This window comes from Bacillus haikouensis, assembly GCF_013179555.1.
Taxonomy (GTDB): Bacteria; Bacillota; Bacilli; order Bacillales; family Bacillaceae_B; genus Rossellomorea; species Rossellomorea haikouensis_A.
This window is the reverse complement of the sequence record NZ_JABMCR010000052.1, coordinates 1-19,874: the sequence shown is the minus strand read 5'-3', so window position 1 is coordinate 19,874 and position 19,874 is coordinate 1. Positions and strand designations below refer to the sequence as shown.

Here is a 19,874-nt window from a genome sequence, read left to right as displayed (position 1 = left end):
GCCTTTGATGGTGACGGAGACCGTATAATCGCTGTCGATGAACACGGAAACATCGTAGACGGCGATCAGATCATGTACATCTGCGGTAAATACTTGAAGTCGGAAGGCAGACTTAAACAATCTACCGTTGTATCAACGGTAATGAGTAATCTAGGCTACCACAAAGGACTAGAAGAGCATGGAATCCAAAGCATCCAGACAGCAGTCGGTGACCGCTATGTAGTGGAAGAGATGAAAACGAACGGCTACAATCTGGGCGGAGAACAATCAGGTCATATCATTTTCCTTGATTACAATACGACTGGAGATGGCTTACTGACAGGCATCCAGCTTGTGAATATCATGAAGGTAACAGGTAAATCCCTATCCGAGTTAGCAGGAGAAATGAAGAAGTTTCCACAGAAGCTTGTAAATGTCCGGGTAACAGACAAGCATCATGTAACCGATAATGAAAAGGTGAAAAGCGTGATCGGTAAAGTGGAAGAAGAAATGAACGGTAACGGACGTATCCTTGTTCGTCCATCCGGTACCGAGCCTCTTGTACGTGTCATGGCTGAGGCCCCTACTGAAGAATTATGCGAAAAATACGTAGATGAGATTGCTGAAGTCGTGAAAGTGGAAATGGGACTGAACGAATAACCTTTTTTATGCATAAGGGGTACAATTAGTGCCCCTTATGCATATTTAAATTATATGAAAATAAAATTCATCTTCGTGAATGATCCAGCTCCAGCGCCTAGCCCCTCGAGACGTTTCGGTCAGCCCAATGAAATCAAAGAGCGACTTCACCGGCCAGCCCTCCAACGCTTGTCGGGGCAGAACAAGGCGCTTCCGCATTTCTTATTGTCCAGCTCCAGCGCCTAGCCCCTCGAGACGTTTCGGTCAGCCCAATGAAGTCAAAGAGCGACTTCACTGGTCAGCCCTCCAACGCTTGTCGGGGCAGAACAAGGCGCTTCCGCATTTCTTATAATGTGAGTTTCGTTTTATGTTCTTCACATGTTTATGGACATTTTATTGCGGGAAGACAACAATGTGGTAACAACTGCATCCGGCGTTCAGATTTTTATTGACGCAGGAGTTCCTGCTGGTGTATGATGATTTTGTTTTTGATTTTCAAAAAAACTGGAAACAGCACATTTTATTCAAGAATGGAAAGGTGGATCGTTCATAAATCATTTATTAAAAGCGCCAGGACTAAACATGACCGATATGTTTAGTTGACGAGGTGGAGGTTCGATCGATGGTTCGGCGGATGCCTCCCGGTTCTGAATGTCACGGAGCCGTAAGATTCTTTCTTAAAACATTGAGGCAACTTGATGCACAAAGGGAAGATAAAGAGTGACATACTAAATCTAATGACAATTGAGATAAGGGGGCAGGACGTCCCCAAAGATATTTTGCCCCCTTTTTCATTCAGGGAGGATATTTAATTATGTGTGGTATCGTAGGATATATTGGAAATTCGGATACAAAGGAAATTTTATTAAAAGGTCTTGAGAAGCTTGAATACCGCGGTTATGACTCTGCAGGAATCGCCGTTCAAAATGCGGATGGTATCCACGTATTCAAAGAAAAAGGACGTATTGCTGATCTTCGCGGAATTGTTGATGAAAACGTGGCAAGCAAAACTGGCATCGGGCACACCCGCTGGGCGACTCACGGAGTGCCGAGCCATGTGAATGCACACCCTCATCAAAGTACGTCCGGCCGTTTTACAATCGTTCATAACGGTGTAATCGAAAACTACTCCCAGCTTAAGCGTCAATATCTAACGGATGTTGAGTTTAAAAGTGAAACGGACACAGAAGTAATCGTTCAGTTGATCGAAAAGCTTGTTGAAGAAGGAAACGCTGTAGAAGAGGCGTTCCGCCAAGCATTGATGCTGCTAAAAGGATCTTATGCCATTGCCCTGTTAGATGCTGATAATGACGAGACAATCTTTGTAGGGAAAAACAAAAGCCCGTTACTTGTTGGTCTTGGTGATGACTTCAACGTCGTGGCGAGTGATGCAATGGCTATGATCCAGGTAACAGATCAATTCGTTGAGCTGATGGATAAAGAAATGGTCATCGTAACGAAAGAAAAGGTGGAAATTCAAAACCTGATCGGAGAAGTAATGGAACGTGCTCCTTACACGGCTGAAATTGATGCAAGTGACATCGAAAAAGGAACATACCCACATTACATGCTGAAAGAAATCGATGAGCAGCCATTAGTCATGCGTAAGATCATTCAAGCTTACCAAAATGAAAATAACGAGCTGCATATCGATGAGCCGATTGTCGGAGCGATGAAAGATGCGGACCGCATCTACATCATTGCTGCCGGAACAAGCTATCATGCAGGACTTGTTGGTAAGCAATTCATCGAGAAGAGTGCAGGAATCCCGGTAGAGGTCCATGTAGCGAGTGAGTTCAGCTACAATATGCCGCTATTATCAGAGAAACCATTATTCATCTTCATTTCTCAAAGCGGTGAAACAGCTGACAGCCGTGCCGTTCTTGTTCAAATCAAAGAGCTTGGCCACAAAGCACTTACGGTGACAAACGTGGCGGGATCCACTCTTTCCCGTGAAGCGGATTACACACTGCTTCTTCATGCAGGACCTGAAATCGCGGTAGCTTCTACGAAAGCCTACACAGCTCAATTAGCGGTATTGGCGATTTTGGCTCATGTTACGGGTCAATCATGCGGAACGGTTCAAGACTTTGATCTGATTCAGGAGCTTGGAATTGTAGCAACGGCTATGGAAGCACTATGTGATACGAAGGAAGAGTTCGAGGAAATCGCCCGCGAATTTCTGTCAACAACGCGCAACTGCTTCTTCATTGGTCGTTCACTGGACTTCTATGTAGGGCTCGAAGGTTCACTGAAACTGAAAGAAATTTCTTACATCCAAGCAGAAGGATTTGCCGGTGGAGAACTTAAGCACGGTACAATCGCCCTTATTGAAGAAGGAACACCTGTTGTCGCTCTTGCAACGCAGGAAGCTGTAAACTTAAGCATTCGTGGAAATGTGAAAGAGGTAGTGGCCCGTGGAGCCAACCCTTGCATCATCTCCATGAAAGGCTTGGAAGACGAAGAAGACCGCTTCGTCATCCCGGAGGTTAACCCAATGTTAACACCTCTTATCTCTGTCATTCCGTTACAATTAATTTCTTACTACGCTGCTCTGCACCGCGACTGTGATGTAGATAAGCCACGTAACTTAGCGAAATCAGTTACGGTAGAGTAAGGATATAGATAAAAGCACCACGTTTTGCAGCCCCCTTTAGATTTTTTGTCTAAAGGGGTGTTTTTATAGTCAAGCATTAGTCCCTCAGCTAAGAGCTGGTTAGAGGTGTTGAAACTGGGTTCGTGTTATTTCATATAAATGATTATAAAAAATCTGTTTATTGGCGGGAGAAGTAATGACAAAACCGTTTGTTAATTTGAATGAGTACAATGCAAAGTGGGAAGATCAATTCGATAATGAAAGAAACCGAATTATTGATGCTATAGGTGATGAAATAGCAGGAATAGAACACATTGGAAGCACTTCAGTAAAGGGATTAAAAGCTAAACCTATTATTGATATTATGGCAGGCATAGAGAATATAAGCAGCACATCAGCTCTTATTTCTCCTTTAAGCGAAATTGAATTTGAGTATGTTCCCAAACCGGAATTAATATTTAGAAGATTTTTCAGAAAGGGTTTGTGGGGCAGTGGAACTTGTCATTTACATATATGTGAAATACATAGTACTGAATGGGTTGAAAAAATCTTGTTTCGTGACTATCTTAGAAAATTTCCCGGAGCAGCTCAAGAATATGCTTTGCTCAAGTCTGAACTTGCTGCTAAATATAAATACGACAGACCAGCCTACACCAAACAAAAGGAACCGTTCATTAAAAATATCATCGAAAAAGCCAAGAGAGAATTTTTAGAATAATTTTTTACAATAAACAGCTTTAATAGTGAAATCAGATCGGTCAGAAACATTGACCGATCTTTTTGTGCGATTTTTTCGTTGCCTGGTCAATTACAGCTTGTACGCCAAAACAAACCCCGTTACCTGTTTCCTGACATTTTCATTCGGGTGGAGCGTGCTTAAAATCAATCATCTTAGTTGTTATGGCTGCCACGTTTTCATCCTGGTTCTCAAGCGGTGTGGATGTACCGAATGTGATTGTATCTGTCCCGAGCCTCTTGGTTCCATCAGATGAATGAACAGTGATTTTTACGACATAGGGGTATCCCAAGTCGTAGCCTTTTTCGCTTTGGAACACTTGAACGAGATTTTTTTGTGAAGGGTGTGAATAAGTCACTGTTACTGAGTCATTTTTATAATAGTCACTTACTGCTTTGTCAATCTGGTTTTGAAATGCCGAAAGCATAAAGTAGTCAGCAGCCTGATCCGAATCGTGCTGAGGTGTATTTTCAGCATAGACGGATATGTAAAATAGGCTGCTTATTAAAATAATGGATGTGGTTAAAATCAAGATTTTTTTCACGTAATATCCCTCCTTTTTGTTTTAGCGTGTGTAGAATAACCAACTTTATTCTTCATAAGGCAGTTGCTCTGTGAAAGAGTGTACTTAATACTGACGGTGGCGATAAGGGAATGACCGTTATGATTACCAATTTGGAATAGAGCATTCTATTAAAGGCAAGGATCTTGAACAACATAGATTGAACGAGATTAAGCTTTTTTATAAAAACAACAGTAAATCTGCTAAAAAAGAATCCATTTCCTTTTTTGCTCGTTTAATAGAAAAAGGCTTTATCCCATATGGAAATAAAGCCTGAAAAAGATATCGCTTACAAAACTATGCCCACCACATCTTGCCGATAGATTTCCTTACCATAACAGGCTTCAGGGTCTCCACTGCCTTTGTGAATCCTTCATCAACCGACATTAAACCATCTTCATGTTCAATACTGACAACGTAGTCATAATCATATAGTCGGAGTGTGCTGATCATATCTGCCCATGTTTTCTGATCATGCCCAAAGCCGACAGTCCGGAAATACCAGGAGCGGTCACGAAGCTCCGAATAGTCCGTCATATCTGTAAGTCCATTCCGGTTCATGTTCTGCTGGTCAATAATTGTATCTTTAGCATGGAAGTGGTGTATGGCATTTTCCCTTCCAAGTATCTTAATCGCTTCAATCGGGTCAATCCCCTGCCACCACATATGGCTCGGGTCCAAATTGGCGCCTATAGCCGGACCGCATGCTTCCCTTAGTCGCAGCATGGTAGAAGGCGTATGGACTGAAAAACCGCCATGCAGCTCTAAACCGATTTTTACGCCATGGGAAACCGCAAGATCGTTCTTCTCTTTCCAGTAAGGGATTAGCTTTTCCTCCCACTGCCATTTCAGAACTTCTTGAAAGTCATGCGGCCAGGGAGTAACAGGCCAGTTTGGATAGAGGGCATTTTCATGGTCTCCCGGGCAGCCCGAAAATGTATTCACAATTGATACGTCAAGCTTTGAAGCAAGCTTGATTGTCTTCACTAGAATTTCATCCGCCTGCTCAGCAATTTTCTTTTGAGGGTGCAAAGGATTTCCGTGGCAGCTTAGTGCACTGATGATCAATCCGTGTGAAGCAATTTTTTCTTTAAAAATGTTGAGCTTGCTGTCTTCTTTTAGCAGCTCATCAACCTTGCAATGAGCATCCCCGGGATAACCGCCTGTACCCAACTCAATCGCTTCAATCCCTTTTGAAGAAACATAGTCTAACATGTCATCAAAGCTTTTATCTGAGAATAAAACTGTAAAAACACCTAATTTCATAGAGTAACCCCCTTGAATCGTTTTCAGAATATATTGTTTTGTAATCCGTTACATTTTTAACATATAGAAAATAATCCAATAAATCAATATATACCAAGGTTAAAAATTATTGTTGACAGAGAAATGGGGATATATTACTATTTGAATTGTAAACGATTACAAAACCTTCATGACAAAGAAAGAAGGCTAGACAGAAGATGGCAAACATCCAACAGGTTGCAAAACAGGCCGGCGTTTCTGTTGCAACAGTTTCAAGAGTATTAAATGGACAAAATTCCGTATCAACCAAGACAAGAATAAAAGTCGAAGATGCAATTAGAAAGTTAAACTATGAACCAAGTATGCTGGGAAGGAACTTAAGAAATTCTGAGAGCCGGATTTTGCTTATTATGATTCCCACCATCTCAAACCCTTTTTATCTGGAAATCATCAAAGGGATCGAGCAGGTTGCCATAAGCCAACATTACAACATCCTGTTGTGCGAGACAGATTCTGATCCGGAAAGAGAGAATATCTATTTCGACATGGTCCGAAAGAAGATGGCTGATGGTATCATCTCCATGGACCCGGCTGTAAATGTAAAAACATTGAAACAGCTTGCTGAACAGCACGCGATCATTCAGTGCAGCGAGTACTCGGAGGGAAGCGGCATTCCGTTTATCACAATTGATAACGAAGAGGCGTCCTACCGCGCGGTCAAACATTTAATCAAAATAGGCAATAAAAAGATTGCCATGATTAACTCAGATGAAAAGAACCTATATGCCAGACTCCGCAAAAAGGGGTATCAACGGGCATTGGAAGAGCATGGGCTCGCGTTTGAAGAGGAGTATGTCATCCCTGTACAGCAGCTTGGCTTTGAACATGGTCAGAATGCCATGAAGAAAATACTAAACTTGCAAGACAGGCCGACCGCAGTATTTGCAGTCTCTGATCTGCTGGCAATCGGGGCACTTAAGGAAATTAACAATAATGGGCTGAATGCACCGGATGATATTGCAGTGGTAGGCTTTGACAAAATTGACTTTTCCAACATGACGCATCCTACGCTGACAACAATTGCTCAGCCAATGTATAAAATGGGGACTCTGGCTGCAAAAATGTTGATCGATCAAATTAAAGGAGAAAAAGTCGAAAGCATTATTCTGGAACATGAGCTGGTCATAAGAGAATCCACTTCCGGTTAAAGCAACTAAGATCAGCGCTCTGTTATTAATTTGTTTAATAATAGAGCGCTGACCTTAGATGTAAATGTAATCGATTACATGGAGGGGAGCAAAGAAATGCGGGTCTTTCCAAAGGTCTAAAAAAACAAAGGGGTGCTTAGGTTGAGGAAGTTATTTGTATTATGTTTGTCTTTACTAACGGTTTTTAGCTTGGTCGCTTGTAATACTGAAAAGGGAAGCGGCGGTGCTGACGATGATACGGTCAAGATCGGTATCTCGCTGCCATCAGCTACTCATGGTTGGATGGGGGCGCTTATTGACAGTGCTGAAAAACAAGCACAGGCCCTTGAAGAAAGTGATGGCATTGAGTATGTAATGACAAATGCAGCAGATCCGAATAAACAGGCAAATGATGTGGATGACCTTATTGCGCAGGATGTAGATGCCATTGTCATGCTGCCGATTGAATCTGCGGCATTATCTCCTGTAGGACAAAAAGTGAAAGATGCAGGGATCCCTCTTGTCATTGTCGATCGTGAACTTGAAAACGATGCAGCGACAGTGGTTGTTAAAGGTGATAACGAAGGAATCGGGGTCAATGCAGGTAAATACTTCGTTGAAAAGCTGAATGGTAAAGGTAAAGTTGTAGAAATTACAGGTCCGCCAAGCTCCGTTACCGAGCAGCGCGGCTCAGGGTTCCAAAAAGCGATGGAAGAAGCAGACGGAATGGAAGTCATTGCTTCACAAAGCGGTGATTTCTCTACGGAAAAGTCTCTTGAAGTAATGCAGAACATCCTCCAGGCACATGATCAAATTGATGCTGTATTCACACAGGATGATGGAATGGCACTTGGCGTATTGCAAGCTATCAAAGAGGCTGGACGAGAAGATATCCAATTCATCACTGGTGCCGGCGGCGGTAAAGCTGTATTTGAAAACATCCAGGAAGACGGACTGATCACAGCTACTTTCCTTTACTCTCCAACAATGGTTGAAGATGCGGTGAAAATAGCTGCAGACCTTGCCCAAGGTGAAGAGCCTGGAGAAACAATGGTCGTAAAAGAAGCTACACAGGTTACGGAAGAGAATGTTGAAGAGTACTACGATCCTGAATCTAAATTCTAAAAAAGATTAGGAGGCTGTCTCATAAGGGTTCTGGCCCTTGGCTTTTGAGCCGGCCTCTCTTTTCCTATAAAGGAGGGACATATATGTCTTCGAATCCTTTCATGAAAATGAAAAGCATCCATAAATCATTTAACGGCGTACCTGTTTTGAAAGATGTGACTCTTGAAGTGGAAAAAGGCGAAATACACGCTTTATTAGGGGAAAATGGCGCAGGAAAGTCTACGTTGATGAACATATTAGGCGGTGTTCACCAGCCTGAAAGTGGAAGTATCTTCATTAACGGCAGCGAAGTGAAAATGCTGAATCCTAGAGTTTCCCAAGAAAAGGGGATCAGTTTCATCCATCAGGAACTTAACGTAGTCGCAGACCTGAAAGTATACGAAAATATGTTTTTAGGATCTGAAATTCGCAAAAAATTCGGTTTTCTCAATGTAGAGGAAATGTGCAGGCAGACAAAAGACATTTTGTTACAGTTGGGAATCAATATTAACCCAAAGGAATATGTGCGAAATTTGGATACTTCGTATAAACAATTGATTGAAATATCAAAAGCCCTTCTTCGCAACTCCAAGCTGATTATTATGGATGAACCAACTTCCTCATTGACTGAGCATGAGGTCGAGCGCCTGTTTGAATTGATGAAGAATTTAAAGAAAACAGGTGTCTCTATTATCTATATATCTCATAAACTGAATGAGATTAAAGCCGTTTGTGACCGTTATACGGTTCTAAGGGATGGAGAACTGGCAGGCGCGGGCATTATTGCAAATGAAAATGTGGACAGCATCACCAATATGATGGTTGGAAAGTCTATATCCGAAGAACGGTTGAGAACCAATCATGAACTTGGCCAGATATTACTGGAAGTGAAAGACTTAACGAATCAAGGTAATTACAGGAACATCAATTTCACAGTACGAAAAGGAGAAATTGCCGGATTCACCGGATTGGCGGGAGACGGCAGGACCGAACTGTTCGAAAGTCTATTTGGATATCGAAAAAAATACACTGGTGAAATCAAAATAAAGAACCAGCTGGTAAAAATAGATCACCCCAGCAAAGCAGTTAAGGCAGGCTTGGGGCTTGTGCCAAAAGATCGAAAAGAGAATGCGATTATCAAAGATTTAAGTGTCATTCATAACATGACCATGTCTTCTATCGGACATTTTGAAAACACGGGATTTATCAATGAAAAAACAGAGATGGAAACATTCCAGTATTATAAAGAAAAACTAAATATAAAGGTTCATAACCCGCGCATCACGATTGACAAGCTGAGCGGAGGGAACCAGCAGAAGGTCATTATCGCAAAGTGGCTTGAGGTGAACACAGATATCATCATATTTGATAACCCGACACAAGGGATAGATGTCGGTGCAAAACAGGAGATCTATCACCACATCATTTCATTGGCAGAGCAGGGAAAAGCCGTGATCATATTGTCTTCTGAAGCCCCTGAGGTTTTGAAAATCTGCCATACAATCAATGTGATGTATCAAGGTGAAATTACAGCCAGGTTCAAGGGTGATGAGGCAACAGAGGATGAAATCATGAGTTATGCTACAGGTTCAAAAAGGGAGGCTGAAAAAATTGGCTAATGCTCAGTTGAAAGCAAATACAGGGGATATAAAAACAAATACACAAAGTCGCCTCTCTTGGCTGTGGTCAGAGTATAGCGTCATCATCGCATTTTTAATCATTTTTATCGCAGCATCCATTATGAGTCCGAGGTTCCTGGATCTTAATAACCAACTGAATATTTTAATGCAGGTTTCCATTATCGGAATTATTTCACTCGGGATGACCATTGTTATGCTATCCGGAGGAATTGACTTGTCAGTAGGTTCTGTCCTGGTACTTGTCGGTGTGGTTACAGTGTTGGCTTTGAATGCAACGGGCAGTATCTTTATTGCTATCTTAACGGCATTCGCTGTCGGCGCGCTTGCCGGGCTAATGAATGGTCTCATGGTGGCAAAGGGAAAGATTGCTTCCTTCATAGCCACCTTGGGTATGATGGCAGCCGCGCGTTCTATCGCTTTGTATATTGCAGAAGGCGGAAGTGTTTCCGGAGAGGTTTCAGGATTTACGGCAATTGCCAATAGTGACTTATGGATTTTTGACTATCCGGTTATTATTTTCTTGATTATGACGGTATTGGTGTTTATCCTGATGCATAAAACTCGTTTTGGAAGGTATGTATATGCCTTGGGGAGCAATGAAAAAGCTGCGCTTCTGTCAGCGATTCGAGTGGACCGCATCAAGATTGGGGTATATACCCTGACAGGTCTCTTAGTAAGTGTTGCGGCGATTATTGAGACTTCCCGGCTGAATTCGATTTCATCCTCCAGTTCCGGGGTCCAATATGAATTGGATGCGATTGCGGCGGTCATCATTGGCGGTACGAGAATGACCGGCGGACGCGGTAAGATCATCGGTACTTTCTTCGGGGTGCTCATTCTCGGGATACTTAATAACATGATGAACCTGATGAACGTCTCCCCGCATCTGCAAGGGTTTGTAAAAGGATTGATTATCATCGTGGCAGTAGTTTTCCAGAAGAAAGAATAGAGGTGTAAACGTTGGGATTGAAAGCAGGAATTATCGGCTGTGGGTCGATTGCGAAATTACGTCACGCACCAGAATATTTCGCTAATCCCCATATTGATGAAATTGTATTTTATGACAGAAATCCGGAAAGAGCAAGGGAGCTTGCTGACGTGTTCAACGGCAGTACGGCTGCTTCTGTTGAGGAACTGTTAGAAGACCCGAATATAGATGTGATCAGTGACTGCTCTTCCAACGAGTTTCATCACGTCTTTTCATCCAAGGCACTGTTGAACGGCAAGCATGTATTGTGTGAAAAGCCTGTTGCGCTAACAGTTGAAGATGCCCAAAAAATTGTGGATGCGCAAAACCAATCAGGAAAAAAACTGATGGTCGACCATAATCAGCGCTTAACTCGTGCTCATCAAAAAGCAAGGGAAATTATTCAAAGTGATGAACTCGGGAAGGTCCTTTCTTTCAGAACGACATTCGGCCATGCAGGACCGGAGCACTGGGGCGTGAACAAATCAAATTCTACATGGTTCTTTAAAAAAGACCGCTCCAGCCTCGGGGTTGCAGGTGATTTAGGGATTCATAAAATAGACCTTATACATTATTTGCTGGATGATGAAATTCAATATGTCAGTGCTTTTCAGGGAGCACTTGATAAAGTCGATGAAAACGGAAACCCGATTGAGGTTTGTGATAACATCGTTTGCAGTCTGAAAACAAAAAAAGGCAGGTTAGGGAGTGCCTCCTTCTCCTGGACGTATTATGGAGAAGAAGATAACAGCACGGTGATCTATTTTGAAAAGGGAATCATGAAAATCTACCACAGCAATAAATATCAAATAGAGATCATCATGAAAGATGGAGAAAGGGTCAATTATCAGTTGGAAAGTATCCAAACCAATGATAATCAGACGAACAGCGGAGTGATCGACGAGTTCGTTGACTGTGTCTTGAATGATAAGCGGTCCTTGGTGACGGGTGAGGATGCTCTTTCATCCCTTAAAGTCATTCTCGGTATACTGGAAGGGGCTAAAACAAATAAAGTCGTTACAATTTAAACGTTAAAGTCTAATCTTGCGGATTAGACTTTTTTTGTTGGAAGTGGTGCTATTCCATGTGAAATGGCTGGGTTGGTAGTACTTCTTTCCTTTTAATGGGGAAACGAAAAAGCCTCACTTCTTAACATTACTACTAAGAAGTGAGGCTTTTTATTATTGGAATTTCTTTAAGAATTGTATTTTCCTGATGCGTAGGGCTTTTCTTCCTTTAAAAATCAACAATAGTCATTTGGATACATTGATAGAAGGAAGAAACTGTGGTAAATTTATAAAGATGCACTAAAGTGGATTTTGTATAAAATTTCCCTTATTTTAATAATACATCATAATATTCATTTTAGTCAACACTTATTTTTTTATAAAGGAGTGTTTGATATGAACGTGAATCTTCGCCACGAGCGAAAGCGGGTGGAATGTATGATTGGTTGAACGGTTGAACTATTTATTTGTTTTGATATGGAGCGATAAATGGGAGGGAAAGAAATGAAACCATACGTACTGGAGTTTCGCGAGGTTGGTAAAACACAATTATTTCTCGTCGGAGGAAAAGGGTTGAATTTAGGGAAATTGTCGAAAATACATGGAATACAAGTGCCAGATGGATTTTGTGTTACGACAGAAGCTTTTCAAAAAGCACTCGCTCAACACGAAGCTTTTCACGCATTGTTGAGTCAACTGACATTGCTGAAAGTAGTGGATCGAGCTCGAATTAGAGAAATCAGCAAGAAGATTCGTGAAGTTATTATGGAAGTAGAAATCCCTGCGGATGTTGTGAAAGCTGTTGCTTATTATCATTCCCGGTTTGGCGATGAACATGCTTATGCTATACGTTCCAGTGCAACCGCTGAAGATTTACCACACGCATCTTTTGCCGGTCAGCAGGATACCTTTTTAAATATCAGTGGATTAGATGCAATTTTGCGTCACATCAGCAGATGCTGGGCTTCCCTCTTTACGGACCGTGCGGTAATCTACCGTATGCAAAATGGATTTGACCACAGTCAAATTTATTTATCCGTAATCGTTCAAAGGATGGTTTTCCCGAAGGCTTCAGGTATTTTATTTACCGCTGATCCAATTACATCTAACCGAAAGGCGCTATCAATTGATGCCAGTTTTGGTCTTGGAGAGGCACTGGTATCTGGATTGGTATCGGCAGATTGTTATAAAGTAGAGGATGACAGAATCGTCGATAAGAGGATAGCAGCCAAAAAATTGGCTATCTATGGACGAGAAGAAGGCGGAACAGAGACACAACAGATTGAACTGGATCAGCAGAAGACTCAAACACTTACAGATCAACAGATTTTACAATTGGCACGTATCGGAAGACAGATCGAAGCTCATTTCAGTTTCCCTCAGGACATCGAATGGTGTTTAGTTGATGATGCATTTTATATTGTCCAGAGTCGTCCAATCACTACTTTATACCCCATCCCAGAAGCGGATGATGAAGAAAATCACGTTTACGTTTCTGTCGGTCATCAACAAATGATGACTGACCCCATGAAACCATTGGGATTATCTTTTTGGTTATTAACGACTCCCGCCCCCATGCGCAGAGCAGGTGGAAGGTTGTTTGTTGATGTTACACAAAGGCTGGCTTCACCTGCAAGTAGAAAAATGTTATTAAATGCCATGGAACAACACGATCCGCTCATCAAAGACGCAATGATGACTGTGGTCGAGCGAAAAAATTTTATAAAATCTTTACCAGATGATGAAAAATTACAAAGTTCCAGTCAAAGCACGATTGGTCAATCGGTGGATTTTCCAACCCAAATCGAAAACGATCAGACAATCGTAACGGATCTGATTAACAATAGTCAAACATCGATAGAAGAGTTAAAACAAAACATCCAATCCAAATCAGGCGCAGGTTTATTTGATTTTATTCTAGAAGATATCCAGGAATTAAAGAAGATTTTATTTGACCCGAAAAGTTCGGCCGTGATTAAGGCTGCTATGGATGCTTCAGCATGGGTCAATGAAAACATGAATAAGTGGTTAGGCGAAAAAAACGCAGCAGATACGCTTTCACAATCAGTGCCAAATAATATCACTTCGGAAATGGGTCTGGCACTATTGGATGTCGCAGATGTGATTCGTCCTTATCCCGAAGTGATCGACTATTTGAAACATGTAAAAGATGATCACATTTTGGATAATCTGGTTAAGTTTAATGGTGGGCAGGAAACCAGGGATGCTATCTATGAATATCTCCGTATATATGGAATGAGATGTGTCGGCGAAATCGATTTGACAAGAACCCGTTGGATCGAAAAACCAACTAAAATTGTCCCCATGATTCTTAGTAACATTAATAACTTTGAGCCTGATGCCAGTCATAGGAAATTTGAGCAGGGACTTCAGGAAGCCTTGAAAAAAGAACAAGAGATAGTAGATCGATTGAAGCAATTACCGGATGGTGAACAAAAAGCCAAAGAAACAAAACGGATGATTGATTTAATCAGGAATTTCATCGGTTATCGGGAATATCCAAAATACGGGATGGTTAACCGCTACTTTGTTTATAAACAGGCTTTACTGAAAGAAGCCGGACAACTCGTACATGCCAACGTAATTCGTGAAGAAGAAGATATATACTACCTCACTTTTGAAGAACTTCGCGAAGTCGTACGCACAAATAAACTGGATTACGAGATTATCAGCAAACGAGAAGAAGAGTATACATTATATGAGAAACTAACTCCGCCTCGTGTTATCACTTCTGATGGTGAAATCGTTGCAGGTGAGTACAAACGAGATAACCTCCCGGCTGAAGCGATTGCAGGTCTGCCGGTTTCTTCTGGAGTTATAGAGGGACGCGCGCGTGTCATCTTAAACATGGAGGATGCTGATCTTGAAGAGGGAGATATACTAGTCACCTCCTTCACCGATCCCAGCTGGACACCACTATTTGTATCCATAAAAGGTCTCATCACCGAAGTTGGCGGACTGATGACCCATGGAGCCGTTATTGCTCGTGAATATGGTTTACCAGCAGTTGTCGGAGTGGAGAACGCTGCCAAGATAATTAAGGATGGCCAAAGGATCAGGGTGAATGGAACAGAAGGGTATATAGAGATACTGTAGTTCATTACCTTTACATCACTAATATAATCCTGACAACAATCCTCGTGACAAAATAGCACTTTCTTTAAATTGATAACGGTTTGTAACCGCTTTATCATGAAGGTATAGGAAAAACGAATTACCTTATTAAGAAAGGAGCTATGACAACATGTCAAATCAAAATAAATCTGACTTTCGTGTGAAGGTACAGCGTTTCGGCAGTTACCTGAGCGGTATGATCATGCCGAATATCGGAGCGTTCATCGCCTGGGGGATTATCACTGCGTTATTTATTCCTACTGGATGGTGGCCAAATGAGGATCTCGCTCAGCTGGTAGGTCCGATGATCACGTACTTGCTGCCATTATTAATCGGATACACAGGCGGTAAAATTGTATATGAAGGACGAGGAGGAGTGGTCGGCGCAACTGCGACGATCGGTGTCATCGTTGGTTCCGACATCCCGATGTTCCTAGGAGCCATGATAATGGGTCCATTGGGGGGGTACTTGATCAAGAAAATTGATGAGGTCATCCAGCCAAGAGTGAAGCAAGGGTTTGAAATGCTGGTAAATAACTTCTCTGCAGGTATTTTAGCAGGTATTTTAACCATTTTGGCATTTAAAGGAATCGGCCCTGTAGTTGAAGGACTGAACAAAGTATTGGCTTCTGGAGTTGAAGCGATAGTAGACGCGGGCTTACTGCCTCTGGCAAGTATCTTCATCGAGCCTGCCAAAGTGTTGTTCTTAAACAATGCAATCAATCACGGGATTTTAAGTCCGCTTGGTGCTGAACAGGCAGCAGAGACCGGTAAGTCGATTCTGTTTCTACTGGAATCAAACCCGGGACCTGGTTTAGGAATCCTGCTGGCCTTTATGTTCTTCGGAAAAGGAACGGCGAAACAAACTTCACCGGGTGCGGCTATCATTCACTTCTTTGGTGGAATTCACGAGATTTACTTCCCGTATATCCTGATGAAACCGGCACTCATTCTTGCGGCAATCGCAGGCGGGATCAGCGGCGTGTTCACATTTAGTCTTTTAAATGTAGGTCTGGTTGCACCGCCGTCACCTGGAAGTATCATTGCTCTTATCGGAATGACACCTAAGGGAGGAAATCATCTTGGAGTCATTCTAGGGGTACTGATTGCAACGGCTGTTTCGTTCGCGATAGCCACCCTCATCTTGAAATCAAGCAAAGACAAAGGTGAGGATATAACAGAAGCGGCAGACAAAATGCAGGAGATGAAAGGGAAGAAGAGTTCGGTTGCGGATTCCTTCGGGGCTCAGAAACAAGCGGAAGAAACCCCGGCTTCATCTTCAGCAGCAGGATTTAATCCAAAAAGCGTAAAGAAAATCATCTTCGCATGTGATGCAGGAATGGGCTCAAGTGCCATGGGTGCCTCCATCATGAAAAACAAAGTCAAGAAAGCGGAAATTGAAGGCATTGAAGTAACGAACACATCCATCAGCAACATCCCGAGTGATGCAGATGTCGTCATTACCCACAAAGACCTGACACCGCGTGCAAAAGAAAAACTGCCAGGTGCCCACCACATCTCAGTTGATAACTTCCTGAACAGTCCTAAATACGATCAGCTGGTGGAAGACATCAAGGCTTAAATTTAGGGTACTTCGTAAAGTTGTCGTGTTCATAACATTCAAAGCAGAGTGGATTGGAGCAGAAGGCACTTGACTCCCTCGGGAGATAGAGGAAAAGTCGAGACTTGTCCAGCTCCGGCGGTCAGCCCATCGAGGTCATAAGGGTAAATGATCCAAAAGGCACATAACGCCTTCGGAAGCCCATTTATCTTATACATGTCAGGGCTGTGCGTGCCGCCACCTCTTTTCCAACCCACAGGCTGAATACCGAGGGAGGCTGGACTTCCACCCCGCGGAAAGGAACGGTCTCGTTCCTGAAAACCACAATCTTTAGAATACAAACTAACCCAAGAGCCTGGTGCACAGTACCAGGCTCTTTTTCGACTACATTATTTTAAAGATGGCAACAATGAGATTGACGAAATTACAACAACGTTTTATTGAGATAAGGGAAACAGCCCGTTATGATTAATAGTAAGAGGAACTCATTTTTAAAAGTGGCAACAAGTTATCAGGTTGGCCAATTTCCTCATTTGGTGGTGAAAGTATGTATATTTCCGCTAGAGAAAGAAGAATACTGGAAGTTTTACTGGTGAAAGAAAAAACGACAACGGTACATGACCTGGCATCAGACCTTGAAGTCAGTCCAAGGACCGTCCACAGAGATTTAAAGGGAATAGAAGATATCCTGAAAGAATACGGTCTGCAGCTTAACAAAAAATCGGGTGTAGGAATCGAGATAATAGGGGAAGAAAGAAGTAAAAGCAAGCTGCAGGCTTTCCTGTTTAACTTATCCCATAGTGAATACACACCGGACGAAAGACAAACACTGATTTTATCGATTTTACTGGACGCAGCAGAGCCTGTTAAGCTGCTGTCGCTGGCGAATGATCTTAATGTAACGATTGCCACGATCAGCAATGATCTTAACAAAGTGGAAGAACGCTTGACTCCATTTGCCCTTACGTTAATTAGGAAAAGGGGCTATGGCGTCCAACTTCAAGGAGAAGAGTCGTCGAAACGGAAAGTCATGAGCAGCTTGATTCTGAATAATCTTGATGAATTCGAATTTATTTCAATCATCAAGGAGAATATCCAGAGGAAATCTTCCACAGATATGAGGACCGTTACAGACAGGCTTCTGGGGCTTGTGGACAAGAAGAAGCTTCTCGTGATTGAAAGAAAGATAGAAGAGATGAAAGACAAGCTTCCGTATACGATTGCCGACAGCGCCTATATAGGATTGGTCGTCCATCTTGCCTTAGCCATCGAGAGGATTCAGCAGGGAGAAGAGATCAACTTTGATAAGAAATATTTAGAATCGATCGAGGATTCATGGGAGTTCAAAGTCGCTGCCGACATTGTGCGAGGACTTGAGGAAGCGTTCGGGCTTTCCATCTCTTATGGAGAAATCGGCTATATCACGATGCATTTGATGGGAGCCAAACTCAGGAATAATCAGGAGCATCTACTGGAAGATACAAGCCTTCAAGTAGGGATCAAAGCACAGGAACTCATTCAATTTGTCGGAAAAGCGGTTAGGATGGATTTAACCAGGAATGTAGATCTATTTCAAGGTCTGGTGGCCCATTTAAGGCCTGCGCTTTATCGGATGAAACAGAACATGCGGATTGATAATCCATTGTTGAGGAGAATTGAAGAAGATTACAGTGAGCTGTTCGGAGTCATCGAACAAGGGGCGAACAGGACATTCCCCGGGCTTCATATCCCTAAAGAAGAAATTGGCTATCTTGTCATGCACTTTGCTTCCGCTCTGTTGAACAAGGAAAAAGCACCTCAGCAAAAGGCATTGATTGTTTGTTCAAGCGGCATAGGGACTTCCAAAATGCTGTCGACCAAGCTGCATCAGGAACTGCCGGGATTGGAAACGGAGAATGCATCCCTGTTTGATTTGGAGGCCATTAACAGGGAGGAATATGATCTTATCATTTCCACCATTCCTTTGAAAAACTTTACAGGTGAATATATCCTGGTGAGCCCTTTCCTGACCCAGGAAGAAATCGACAGGATAATGGAAAAGACGAGCTCAAAAAACACGGAGGGCAGGAAGGGAAATCCTTTTTCGGAAACACAAGAAAGTCATCGGTCAGACAATATGGACTTTATAAGCGATATAAGGTCAGTAAGGGATTGTTCTTCCGCCATTTTTGATTTACTAACCGGTTTTACAGTTACAGAAAATATAGTAGCATCGTCGATTGAACAGGCTCTGACAAGAGCTTGTACCGAATTAAAGGGAAGAGGAACGATAAGGGATGCTGCATCAGTTATGTCTCATTTATTGAAGAGGGAGAAGACTGGCGGTCTGGGTATCCCCAATACGACAATGGCCCTCTACCATACGAGAAGCGATGATATTCTAGCGCCTTCATTTACAATATTCCGTTTACGCGAGTGCATAACGGTGAATGGAATGGATGGCGAGGAAATGAAGATGGATACGATCCTGCTCATGCTCTCAGCTGAGACGGTGGAGGCAGAAACACTAGAAGTGCTTAGCCATATCAGTACACTCGTCATCCGGGATGAAGAATCAATGAAACGATTTCAAGAAGGCAGCCAAGTGACCTTACAGGATTATTTAACGAAGGAACTGGAAGAGTTCTTTCTTACAAAATATAAACAATAGGAGTGTTGACAACATGTCTACGATACTAACGAAAGAAAACATCCAATTAAACGTACAACTTTCCAATAAAGAGGAAGCAATCCGCAAAACAGGTGAAATCCTTGTGGAAAAAGGCTATGTGGAAGCTGACTATATAGAAAAAATGCTGGAAAGAGAAGAACTGACTTCCACTTATATGGGTAATTTCGTGGCAATCCCCCATGGTACGGAAGATGCCAAAGAACTGGTGAAGGAATCGGGTCTTTCAATCATTCAGGCACCGGCAGGAGTGGACTTCGGTGATGGGAACATGGTAAAAGTGTTGATCGGCATTGCAGGGAAGAACAACGAACATCTCGACATTTTATCCCAAATCGCAATAGTTTGTTCCGAAGAAGAAAACATTGAAAAAATCGTGGAAGCGAAAGATGCACAAACCATCCTTGATCTATTCGAAGAGGTGAACTGATCATGTTTGCAGTCCATTTCGGAGCGGGTAACATCGGCAGAGGGTTCATAGGCGGCCTATTACATGATGCAGGATACGAGGTTTGTTTTGTCGATGTAAATACGGAAATCGTAAAACTGTTAAATGAACAGAAAGAATATAAGATTGTACTGGCAAACCAGGAGAGGGAAGAACAGCTTATTACAGGTGTATCAGCTGTGAACAGTATCGCAAACCCGGAAAAAGTGATTGAAATGATTGCCGGGGCCGATTTAGTCACTACAGCGGTAGGTCCAAACATCCTTGGTATCATTTCCGATTTGGTTTACAAAGGCTTGAAGAAGAGAAGTGAAGCAGTGGAGGCACCGCTAAATATCATTGCCTGTGAAAATATGATCGGCGCCAGTGCTTTCTTAAAAGAAAAAGTGTACGAGAAAGC

The 19,874-nt window shown here is 42.4% G+C and carries 15 protein-coding genes; 13 read left to right on the top strand and 2 right to left on the bottom strand.

Translation table 11 applies throughout. The features are described 5' to 3' along the window. The 3 genes from HP456_RS07255 to HP456_RS07245 all read left to right on the top strand — a co-directional run. A partial coding sequence (locus HP456_RS07255) for a phosphohexomutase domain-containing protein (protein ID WP_512698734.1) occupies window positions 1-639 on the top strand: 639 nt, incomplete at its 5' end. 793 nt (window positions 640-1,432) lie between these two features. Beyond that, on the top strand, window positions 1,433-3,235 hold the full coding sequence (gene glmS, locus HP456_RS07250) for a glutamine--fructose-6-phosphate transaminase (isomerizing) (protein ID WP_172249515.1): 1,803 nt from the start codon (window positions 1,433-1,435) through the stop codon (window positions 3,233-3,235). A gap of 175 nt (window positions 3,236-3,410) precedes the next feature. Next, window positions 3,411-3,932 carry a GrpB family protein gene (locus HP456_RS07245; RefSeq protein WP_172249513.1) on the top strand — a complete coding sequence of 174 codons (522 nt, stop codon included), beginning with the start codon at window positions 3,411-3,413 and terminating at the stop codon, window positions 3,930-3,932. Between the two features lie 139 nt (window positions 3,933-4,071). Here HP456_RS07245 and HP456_RS07240 read toward each other — a convergent pair whose 3' ends face one another. Together HP456_RS07240 and HP456_RS07235 are read right to left on the bottom strand one after the other, a co-directional pair. Then, window positions 4,072-4,494, bottom strand: a complete 423-nt coding sequence (locus tag HP456_RS07240; protein WP_172249511.1) for a DUF3888 domain-containing protein — start codon at window positions 4,492-4,494, stop codon at window positions 4,072-4,074. Between the two features lie 315 nt (window positions 4,495-4,809). Continuing rightward, on the bottom strand, window positions 4,810-5,778 hold the full coding sequence (locus HP456_RS07235; protein WP_172249509.1) for a sugar phosphate isomerase/epimerase family protein: 969 nt from the start codon (window positions 5,776-5,778) through the stop codon (window positions 4,810-4,812). Between the two features lie 197 nt (window positions 5,779-5,975). Here HP456_RS07235 and HP456_RS07230 point away from each other — a divergent pair, with 197 nt between their 5' ends. The 10 genes from HP456_RS07230 to HP456_RS07185 all read left to right on the top strand — a co-directional run. Beyond that, window positions 5,976-6,965, top strand: coding sequence for a LacI family DNA-binding transcriptional regulator (locus tag HP456_RS07230; protein WP_172249507.1), 990 nt, complete (start codon window positions 5,976-5,978; stop codon window positions 6,963-6,965). Window positions 6,966-7,106: 141 nt separating this feature from the next. Further along, a complete protein-coding gene (locus tag HP456_RS07225) occupies window positions 7,107-8,069 on the top strand; it encodes a substrate-binding domain-containing protein (protein ID WP_172249505.1) in 963 nt (320 codons plus the stop codon). Between the two features lie 83 nt (window positions 8,070-8,152). Further along, window positions 8,153-9,667 carry a sugar ABC transporter ATP-binding protein gene (locus tag HP456_RS07220; protein WP_172249503.1) on the top strand — a complete coding sequence of 505 codons (1,515 nt, stop codon included), beginning with the start codon at window positions 8,153-8,155 and terminating at the stop codon, window positions 9,665-9,667. Beyond that, on the top strand, window positions 9,660-10,637 hold the full coding sequence (locus tag HP456_RS07215; protein ID WP_246288839.1) for an ABC transporter permease: 978 nt from the start codon (window positions 9,660-9,662) through the stop codon (window positions 10,635-10,637). The genes HP456_RS07220 and HP456_RS07215 overlap by 8 nt, the downstream gene beginning before the upstream one ends. Window positions 10,638-10,648: 11 nt before the next feature. Further along, on the top strand, window positions 10,649-11,683 hold the full coding sequence (locus HP456_RS07210; protein ID WP_172249501.1) for a Gfo/Idh/MocA family protein: 1,035 nt from the start codon (window positions 10,649-10,651) through the stop codon (window positions 11,681-11,683). Between the two features lie 483 nt (window positions 11,684-12,166). After that, window positions 12,167-14,779 carry a phosphoenolpyruvate synthase gene (ppsA, locus tag HP456_RS07205; RefSeq protein WP_172249499.1) on the top strand — a complete coding sequence of 871 codons (2,613 nt, stop codon included), beginning with the start codon at window positions 12,167-12,169 and terminating at the stop codon, window positions 14,777-14,779. A gap of 148 nt (window positions 14,780-14,927) precedes the next feature. Continuing rightward, on the top strand, window positions 14,928-16,379 hold the full coding sequence (locus HP456_RS07200) for a PTS mannitol transporter subunit IIBC (protein WP_172249497.1): 1,452 nt from the start codon (window positions 14,928-14,930) through the stop codon (window positions 16,377-16,379). A 526-nt stretch (window positions 16,380-16,905) separates the two neighbouring features. After that, entirely contained in the window at window positions 16,906-19,008 is a 2,103-nt protein-coding gene (locus tag HP456_RS07195) for a BglG family transcription antiterminator (protein WP_172249495.1), read from the top strand. Window positions 19,009-19,021: 13 nt separating this feature from the next. Continuing rightward, entirely contained in the window at window positions 19,022-19,456 is a 435-nt protein-coding gene (locus tag HP456_RS07190; RefSeq protein ID WP_172249493.1) for a PTS mannitol transporter subunit IIA, read from the top strand. A 2-nt stretch (window positions 19,457-19,458) separates the two neighbouring features. Further along, on the top strand, window positions 19,459-19,874 hold a 416-nt coding region (locus HP456_RS07185), incomplete at its 3' end, for a mannitol dehydrogenase family protein (RefSeq protein WP_512698733.1).